At 68.8% G+C, this 8619-nt stretch carries 9 protein-coding genes; 3 read left to right on the top strand and 6 right to left on the bottom strand.

Annotation, left to right across the window (positions count from 1 at the left end; all coding sequences use genetic code 11):
- Nucleotides 1-32: 32 nt before the first annotated feature.
- From pcaC to P3W75_RS18105, 6 genes are all read right to left on the bottom strand, one after another.
- Nucleotides 33-428, bottom strand: coding sequence for a 4-carboxymuconolactone decarboxylase (gene pcaC / locus P3W75_RS18080; RefSeq protein WP_276228690.1), 396 nt, complete (start codon nt 426-428; stop codon nt 33-35).
- Nucleotides 429-457: 29 nt separating this feature from the next.
- Nucleotides 458-1807: a 3-carboxy-cis,cis-muconate cycloisomerase gene (locus P3W75_RS18085; RefSeq protein WP_276228691.1), complete on the bottom strand. Its 1350-nt coding sequence runs from the start codon at nt 1805-1807 to the stop codon at nt 458-460.
- A 105-nt stretch (nt 1808-1912) separates the two neighbouring features.
- Nucleotides 1913-2518 carry a protocatechuate 3,4-dioxygenase subunit alpha gene (gene pcaG, locus P3W75_RS18090; protein WP_276228692.1) on the bottom strand — a complete coding sequence of 202 codons (606 nt, stop codon included), beginning with the start codon at nt 2516-2518 and terminating at the stop codon, nt 1913-1915.
- 11 nt (nt 2519-2529) lie between these two features.
- Entirely contained in the window at nt 2530-3249 is a 720-nt protein-coding gene (gene pcaH, locus P3W75_RS18095; RefSeq protein ID WP_276228693.1) for a protocatechuate 3,4-dioxygenase subunit beta, read from the bottom strand.
- A 120-nt stretch (nt 3250-3369) separates the two neighbouring features.
- Nucleotides 3370-4299: a pca operon transcription factor PcaQ gene (gene pcaQ, locus P3W75_RS18100; RefSeq protein WP_276228694.1), complete on the bottom strand. Its 930-nt coding sequence runs from the start codon at nt 4297-4299 to the stop codon at nt 3370-3372.
- A complete protein-coding gene (locus tag P3W75_RS18105; protein WP_276228695.1) occupies nt 4296-5168 on the bottom strand; it encodes a helix-turn-helix domain-containing protein in 873 nt (290 codons plus the stop codon). Before P3W75_RS18105 ends, pcaQ begins: the two co-directional genes overlap by 4 nt.
- A gap of 161 nt (nt 5169-5329) precedes the next feature.
- Here P3W75_RS18105 and pobA point away from each other — a divergent pair, with 161 nt between their 5' ends.
- The 3 genes from pobA to hppD all read left to right on the top strand — a co-directional run bounded on the left by pobA (nt 5330) and on the right by hppD (nt 8529).
- Entirely contained in the window at nt 5330-6514 is a 1185-nt protein-coding gene (gene pobA / locus P3W75_RS18110) for a 4-hydroxybenzoate 3-monooxygenase (RefSeq protein ID WP_276228696.1), read from the top strand.
- 137 nt (nt 6515-6651) lie between these two features.
- Nucleotides 6652-7281 (top strand): maleylacetoacetate isomerase, encoded by a 630-nt coding sequence (gene maiA, locus P3W75_RS18115; RefSeq protein ID WP_276228697.1) that lies wholly within the window; start codon nt 6652-6654, stop codon nt 7279-7281.
- 171 nt (nt 7282-7452) lie between these two features.
- The gene (hppD, locus tag P3W75_RS18120; RefSeq protein WP_276228698.1) at nt 7453-8529 is read left to right on the top strand and encodes a 4-hydroxyphenylpyruvate dioxygenase; all 1077 of its coding nucleotides are present in this window, start codon (nt 7453-7455) and stop codon (nt 8527-8529) included.
- The last annotated feature ends 90 nt before the right edge of the window (nt 8530-8619 follow it).

Raw genomic sequence — 8619 nt, forward strand, 5'->3', positions numbered from 1 at the left:
GCAGCGTACGCCGAAGCCATGCCCGGCGCGGCTCAGCCCTCCAGCGACTCCGTCCCCAGCTCGTTCCACACGTCCTCGGCCAGATGGAAGGTGGCGTTGGCCGCCGGGATGCCGCAGTAGATCGCGCTCTGCAGCAGCACTTCCTTGATCTCCTCGCGGCTCACGCCGTTGTTGCGCGCGGCGCGCAGGTGCAGCTTCAGCTCGCCCTCGCGGTTCATGCCGATGAGCATGGCGATGGTCACCAGGCTGCGGGTGTGGCGCGGCAGGCCGGGGCGGGTCCAGATGTCGCCCCAGGCGTGGCGGGTGATCATTTCCTGGAACTCTTCGTTGAAAGCCGTGCGGTTCTGCAGGCTGCGGTCGACGTGGGCGTCGCCCAGCACCGCGCGGCGTACCTGCATGCCGGCTTCGTAGCGTTGTTTCTCGTCCATCGGGGTCTCTCTCGCGTGTCGATGGCGCCTCAGCCGAGGCGCGTGTGTTCTTCCAGGGCGCGTTCCACCCAGCGGCGGCACTGCCCCAGGTAATGGGCCGGGTCGAGCAGTTGGTCGAGTTCGGCGTCGCTCAGTTGCGCGCGCACCTCGGCGTTGCCGCCCAGCACCTGGCGCAGGTGCGCGCCTTCGGCCACGGCCTGGCGGCAGCACTGCTCCACCAGGTGGTGCGCGGCGTCGCGGCCGATGCGCCGGGCCAGGGCGATGCTCACCGCCTCGGCCAGCACCAGGCCACGGGTCAGGTCGAGGTTGCGGGCCATGCGCTGGGCGTCCACCTCCAGCCCCGGCACCACCAGCAGCGCCTGCTGCAGTGCGCCGGAGACCAGGCAGCAGAGCTCCGGCAGGCTTTCCCATTCGGCATGCCACAGGCCGAGGCTGCGCTCGTGTTCCTGGGGCATCGCGCTCAACAGCGTGGCGACCAGCCCCGGCGCGCGGGTAGCGGCGCCGATCAGCACGGCGGCCCCCACCGGGTTGCGTTTGTGCGGCATGGTCGAGGAGCCGCCCTTGCCCGGCGCGGAAGGCTCGAAGACTTCGCCGGCCTCGGTCTGCATCAGCAGACTGAGGTCGCGACCGAGCTTGCCCAGGCTGCCGGCCACCAGGCCGAGCCAGGCGGCGAATTCGACGAGGCGGTCGCGCTGGGTGTGCCAGGGCTGCTCGGGCAACTGCAGGCGCAACTCCGCGGCCAGCGCCTCGGCCACGGCGAAACCGTCGTCGCCCAGCGCCGCCAGGCTGCCGGAGGCGCCGCCGAACTGCAGGCTGAGCAGGCGCGGCTTGAGTTCGGCGAGGCGCTCGCGGTGACGGCTGACCGCCCCCAGCCAGCCGGCGATCTTCATGCCCAGGGTCACCGGGGTGGCGTGTTGCAACCAGGTGCGCCCGGCCATGGGCGTGTCGGCATGCTTGCCGGCCTGTTCGGCCAGGGCCGCGCCCAGGCGCGCCAGGTCGTCCTCCAGCAGGCCGACGGCGGCGCGCAGTTGCAGCACCAGGCCGCTGTCCATGGCGTCCTGGCTGGTGGCGCCGAAATGCACGTAGCGCTCGGCTTCCACGGCCGTCGCGGCGACCTGGCGGCCCAGCGCCCTGGCCATCGGAATGGCCGAGTTGCCGGCGCTGCAGATGGCCGTGGCGAGGGCGTCGAAGTCGTACAGCTCGGCGCGGCAGGCGGCCTCGATGGGCGCCACCGCGCTGGCCGGGATCACCCCGCAGCGCGCCTCGGCGCGGGCCAGGGCGGCCTCGAAGTCGAGCATGCCCTGCAGGCGCGCGCGATCGCAGAACAGCTCGCGCATCGCCGGCTGGGTGAAGTAGGCGTCGAAAAGTCGGTTGCTCACGCAAGGGCTCCAGTTTTCTTCGTCATCAGGCACAGCCTACGCCATGCCGTGAACGCCGACCGGCGGACCGCTCGCGCGGCCCGCCCGTGCAAGCGTCGGCACCTATCAGAAATCGAAGAACACCGTCTCGCCTTCGCCCTGGATGCGGATGTCGAAACGATAGGCCAGCTGGCCGTTCACTTCGCAGCGGCGGGCCACCAGGGTCTCGCGGCGCGGCGCCTGCTCGATCAGGTTGAGCACCGGGTCCTTGGCGTTAGCCTCGGCTTCGTCCTCGAAGTACAGGCGCGTCTGCAGGTGGATGTTGATCCCGCGGGCGAACAGCGACACGTTGATGTGCGGCGCCTGCGGACGACCGTCGGCGGTCTTCACCACGCCGGGCCTGATGGTCTTCAGGGTCCACTCGCCGGCGTCGAAGGTGGTGGCGGTGCGGCCGAAGCCGTTGAACGCCTTCTCCGCGTCGAAGCGGCTGTCGTAGTTGCCTTCGTGGTCGGCCTGCCAGAACTCCAGGAAGGAGTCGCGCACCAGGTGGCCGTTGCCGTCGTAGACGTGGCCCAGCAGCAGGATGTGCTCGCCGGCGGCGCCGGGCTTGGCCATCTGGTTCCAGATTTCCAGGTCGCGGGTCGGGTTGCCGGCCGCTTCCAGGGCCAGGCCGATATGCACGTAGGGGCCGGCGGTCTGCGAGGGGGTTTCGGGGAGCAGTTGAACGGGCATGGCGAAGCTCCTCAGCGATTCTCGAAGTGGGTCTGGCGCTGGCCGCGCAGGACGATGTCGAAGCGGTAGGCCAGGCAGTCCATGGGGTTGGCCATGCCCATGTCCAGGCGCGCGATCAGGCTCTGCACCGCCTCGGGGTTGGCGATCGACTTGACGATGGGGCACATCGGGATCAGCGGGTCGCCCTCGAAGTACAGCTGGGTGACCAGCCGGGTGGCGATCGACGGGCCACTGATGGAGAAGTGGATGTGCGCCGGGCGCCAGTCGTTGGGGCCGTTGCGCCACGGGTAGGGGCCGGGCTTGACGGTGCGGAAGATGTAGCGGCCGTCGCTGTCGGTGAGCGCGCGGCCGACACCGCCGAAGTTCGGGTCCAGCGGCGCCAGGTAGCGGTCGTTCTTGTGCCGGTAGCGGCCGCCGGCGTTGGCCTGCCACATCTCCACCAGGGTGTTGGGCACCGGCTTGCCGTACTGGTCGACGACGCGGCCGTGGACGAGGATGCGCTCGCCGATGGGCAGCGCGCCGGTGTTGAAGTTGAGCAGCAGGTCGTTGTCGTGCTCGCCGAAGGTCAGGTGCGAGAAGTCCGGGCCGGTGGTCTCGGAGATCGACTGCGGGATGCTCACCAGCGCCTGGCGCGGGGAGCGCGCGATGGAGGTCTTGTAGTCGGGGGTGAGGGCTTTGGGGTGCCAGTTGCGGTCACGGATGACGAACCGGCTGCTGTCCACTTCGGACATGGCGGTCTCCTGTTGTTGGAGTTATAGGAGCCTGTAGAGCATCAGGCATGTGAGCCGCAGTTTCCGCCAGCTTGCCGTGCAGGAAAATTGAAAAGCTGCCCGCCATCCTTAACCAAATGGTTATGGATAAAACCCATCGCGGTACGCCTGCCCTACCTCACGCAGCACCTCCTGGCACCAGTGCGCGCCGAGCGACAGCGGCAACGACGCGTTGCTGCAGATGCCCACCGAACCGCCCGCTTCCTGCAACTGCGGCGCCAGCTCGACCAGCTCGCCGTTGCGCAGCGCGGCGCGCACCGCATCCAGCGGCGCCACCCAGACCGCGTCGCTTTCATCGACGTAGCGCCGGCTCAGGCTCAGCGACAGGGTCTCCAGGCGCCGCGGCGACTGGCGCAGGCCGTGCTCGACGAACAGGCTGTCGATGCGCTTGCGGATGGTCGTGCCCTGGGTCGGCAGCACCAGCGGGTATTCCTCCAGCTCGCTGGCGTCGAGCGCCCGGCCGAGCAGCGGGTGGCCGGCGCGCACCACCAGGGTCAGCGGCTCGTTGTACAGGTGCTCGAAGGTCAGGCCCTGGATCTGCGGGCTGTCGGTCATGCGCCCGACCACCAGGTCCAGCTCGCCGACGCGCAGCTGCGAGAGCAGGTGCGCGCTGGGCCCGGTGACCACGCTGAGCACCAGCGCCGAATGGCGCTCGTGCAGCCGCCGCACCACCTCCGGCAGGAAGGCCCCTTCCACGGTGGAAAGCACCCCCAGGCGCGCGCTGCTAGCCGCGTATTCGCCGCCGCGCAGGCTTTCCACGCCGTCGCGCAGGGCCTGCACGCAGGGCCCGGCGTAGCGCAGGAAGGCGATGCCCGCCTCGGTCAGCGCGGCGCCGCCCTTGCCGCGCTCGAACAGGCTGGCGTCGAGCACTTCCTCCAGCTCCTTGAGGGTCTTCGACACCGCCGGCTGGCTCACCGCCAGGCGGTCGGCGGCGCGCGCCAGGCTGCCCAGGCGGGCCACTTCGAGGAAGCACAGCAGGTGGCGGAACTTGATGCGTGAGTCGATGTTCATCGGTTACCCCGGAAGGCCCTGGGCGACTGCCCGGTGCCGCGCTTGAAGAATCGCGAGAAGTACGCCGGCTCGGAAAAGCCCAGCTGGTCGGAGACCTCCTGCACGGTCATGTCCGTGTACACCAGGTTGCGCTTGGCCTCCAGCAGCAGGCGCTGGTTGATCAGCTGCAGCGCCGAGACCCCGGCCAGGCGCCGGCACAGCGCGTTGAGGTGCGCCGCGCTGATGCCCAGGCGCTCGGCGTAGCGCTCGATCGGCTGGTGTTCGCGGAAGCGTTCCTCGACCAGCCTCCGGAACGCCTGCAGGTGCTCGCGGCCGCGATCCGGCGCGGCGCTGGCGGCGTGGCTGGCCTGCAGGTGGCGGCGCCCGAGCCACACCAGCAGCGCGCTGACCAGCGAGCGCAGCATCAGCTCGCGGCCCGGTTCGTGGCGCGCGTACTCGCGTTCGATGGACTCGAACAGGGTGCTCAGGTAGCGCTCGTCCTCGCCCACCGTGTAGCACTGCGGCTGCTCCAGCGCGGCGCGGTCGAACTGGCTGAGCAGTTCCTCGGCGAACGGCTGCGCCAGGCTGATGACGTAGCCGTCGATCTGCGCGGTGAAGCGGAAACCGTGCACGCACAGCGGCGGCGAGACCTGCAGGCTGGCCTCGCGCACGCGGGTGACGCTGCCTTCCACTTCCAGCTCGGCCTCGCCGGCGCGCACGTAGAGCAACTGCACCAGGTCGGCGTGGCGGTGCGGGCGAATCTCCCAGTCGTAGAGGCTGCTGCGCGAGGGAATGGTCTCGCAGTGCAGCGGGTCGGGTGTCGGCCAGGCGTGGGTCTCGCCGTACAGCTGGAACACCGGGACCGGATTCGAAGCGGGCGTCTTGTGCATTTATAGGCCGCCGAGGCTATCCACGAAAAATCCAGGTTATCTGTTGGATATTGCCTTCTGCGCGGCGATTCATCCACCAAAAATGCAGGAGTCAATAACAACGACGCGACGCCCGGGCGTGCCTTCGACAGCCCCGCGTCGTGACTATGAGGACAACAACAATGAAAACCCAGGTTGCCATCATCGGCGCCGGCCCCTCCGGCCTGCTGCTCGGCCAACTGCTCCAGCGCGCCGGCATCGACAACGTCATCCTCGAACGCCAGAGCCCGGACTACGTGCTCGGGCGCATCCGCGCCGGGGTGCTCGAACAGGGCACCGTCGACCTGCTGCGCGAAGCCGGCGCCCACGCCCGGATGGACGCCGAAGGCCTGCCCCACGACGGTTTCGAACTGGTGCTGGACGGCCGCCGCGAACGCATCGACCTCAAGGCCCTGAGCGGCGGCAAGAGCGTGATGGTCTACGGCCAGACCGAAGTCACCCGCGACCTAATGCAGGCGCGCCAGGCCGCCGGCGGCCTGACCATCTACGAAGCCGGCGACGTGCGGTTGCATGAGGTGCAGGGCGAGAAACCCTACGTCACCTTCAGCAAGGACGGCGAACAGGCGCGCCTGGACTGCGACTACATCGCCGGCTGCGACGGCTTCCACGGCGTGTCGCGGCAGAGCATCCCGGCGGAGAAGCTGAAGACCTACGAGCGCGTCTACCCGTTCGGCTGGCTCGGCGTGCTCAGCGACACCCCGCCGGTCAACCACGAACTCATCTACGCCAGCAGCGAGCGCGGCTTCAGCCTCAGCAGCATGCGTTCCAATACCCGCAGCCGCTACTACCTGCAGGTGGGCCTGGAGGAGAAGGTCGAGGACTGGTCGGACGCGCGCTTCTGGGACGAACTCAAGCGCCGCCTGCCGGCCGACGCCGCCGCGCGGCTGGTCAGCGGGCCGTCGCTGGAGAAGAGCATCGCCCCGCTGCGCAGCTTCGTGGTGGAGCCGTTGCAGTACGGCAAGCTGTTCCTGGTCGGCGACGCCGGGCACATAGTCCCGCCCACCGGCGCCAAGGGCCTGAACCTGGCGGCCAGCGACGTCAACAGCCTGTTCCGTATCCTGCTCAAGGTCTACGCCGAGGGCCGCGTCGAGCTGCTGCAGCGCTACTCGGCGATCGCCCTGCGACGCATCTGGAAGGCCGAGCGCTTCAGCTGGTGGATGACCAGCATGCTGCACAAATTCCCCGACAGCGACGCCTTCACCCAGAAGATGCTCGACACCGAGCTGGAGTATTTCCTCGACTCCCACGCCGGGCGCACCTGCATCGCCGAAAACTATGTGGGCCTGCCCTTCGAGCCGATCGAATAACCGCCGCACCGCGAGCCCCCTCTCCCCGGACGGAGCGCGGGGCTTGCCCTTGGCGGAAAAATTACGCAGAGTGTAAGCAGGTTACGAAAACAACAGTGCTCGCGATGAACGTGCACGCCGCCTGCGAGTGAGAGTCCATGGACCTCTACACCTACTACCGCTCCACCTCCAGCTACCGCGTGCGCATCGCCCTGGCCCTCAAGGGCCTGGACGCCCGCCAGCTGCCGGTCAACCTGCTGCAGGGCGAGCAGCGCCAGGACGCCTACCGCGCGCTGAACCCGCAAGGCCGGGTGCCGGCGCTGGTCACCGACGCCGGCGAGCTGCTGGTGCAGTCCCCGGCGATCATCGAATACCTGGAAGAGACCCACCCCGAACCGGCCCTGCTGCCGGCCGAGCCGCTGCAACGCGCGAAGCAGCGCGGCGTGGCGGCACTGATCGGCTGCGACATCCACCCGCTGCACAACGTCGCCGTGCTCAACCGCCTGCGCGGGCTGGGCGTCGACGAGCCAGGCGTGGAGCAGTGGATAAGCCACTGGATCGGCGAAGGCCTGGCGGCCGTGGAAGCGCTGATCGGCGACGCGGGCTTCTGCTTCGGCGCGCAGCCGGGCCTGGCCGACGTCTACCTGCTGCCGCAGCTGTACGCCGCCCGCCGCTTCAAGGTAGACCTCGACGGATTCTCGCGCATACTCAGGGTAGAACGCTTGGCCCTGGAGCACCCGGCCTTCCGCCAGGCCCACCCGGACGCCCAGGCCGACAAGCCGGCCTGAGGAGCGCGCCATGCACAGCCTCGGATTCAAAGTCACCATCGGCGACCACCTCGCACGCAGCGTGCGCGGGGTGCCCTGCTCGCCGCCGCGCCGGCCGCGTAGCTGACCCCACGACTTTCCGAATCCCGGACGCGCACCAGAAGAAGCGCGTCCACCGCGAGGAACACGAACATGGCTGATCTCTTCGACAACCCCATGGGCCTCATGGGCTTCGAATTCATCGAATTCGCCTCCCCTACCCCCGGCGTGATGGAACCGATCTTCGCCTGCCTGGGCTTCACCAAGGTGGCCACGCACCGCTCCAAGGACGTGCACCTGTACCGCCAGGGCGAAATCAACCTGATCCTCAACAACGAGCCCAAGAGCCTGGCCGCCTACTTCGCCGCCGAGCACGGCCCCTCGGTGTGCGGCATGGCCTTCCGCGTGAAGAACGCCCACCAGGCCTACGCCCGCGCCCTGGAGCTGGGCGCGCAGCCGGTGGAGATTCCCACCGGGCCGATGGAGCTGCGCCTGCCGGCGATCAAGGGCATCGGCGGCGCGCCGCTGTACCTGATCGACCGTTTCGGCGAGGGCTCGTCGATCTACGACATCGACTTCGAGTTCATCGAAGGCGTGGACCGCCACCCGAAGGGCGCCGGCCTGAAGATCATCGACCACCTCACCCACAACGTGTACCGCGGGCGCATGGCCTACTGGGCGGACTTCTACGCCAAGCTGTTCAACTTCCGCGAGATCCGCTACTTCGACATCAAGGGCGAGTACACCGGCCTGACCTCACGGGCGATGACCGCGCCGGACGGCATGATCCGCATCCCGCTCAACGAGGAATCCTCCAAGGGCGCCGGGCAGATCGAGGAGTTCCTCATGCAGTTCAACGGCGAGGGTATCCAGCACGTGGCCTTCCTCACCGACGACCTGGTGAAGACCTGGGACGCCCTCAAGGCGCTGAACATGCGCTTCATGACCGCGCCGCCGGCGACCTACTACGAGATGCTCGAAGAGCGCCTGCCGAACCACGGCGAACCGGTGGAGGAACTGCGCAACCGCGGCATCCTCCTCGACGGCACCTCCGAGGGCGGCAGCCGCCGGCTGCTGCTGCAGATCTTCTCGGAAACCCTGATGGGCCCGGTGTTCTTCGAGTTCATCCAGCGCAAGGGCGACGACGGCTTCGGCGAGGGCAACTTCAAGGCGCTGTTCGAGTCGATCGAGCGCGACCAGATTCGTCGCGGCGTGCTGGAAACGAAATGACCCATCGCGGCCGCCCCGCCCCGTAGGAACGGGCCGCGCCCGCGAATCGCGCGCATGGCGCGCTCCTACGGGGCGCGCCGGCCCATGGCT

The sequence above is a fragment of the Pseudomonas citronellolis genome, assembly GCF_029335315.1.
In the GTDB taxonomy this organism is placed as follows: Bacteria; Pseudomonadota; Gammaproteobacteria; order Pseudomonadales; family Pseudomonadaceae; genus Pseudomonas; species Pseudomonas citronellolis_A.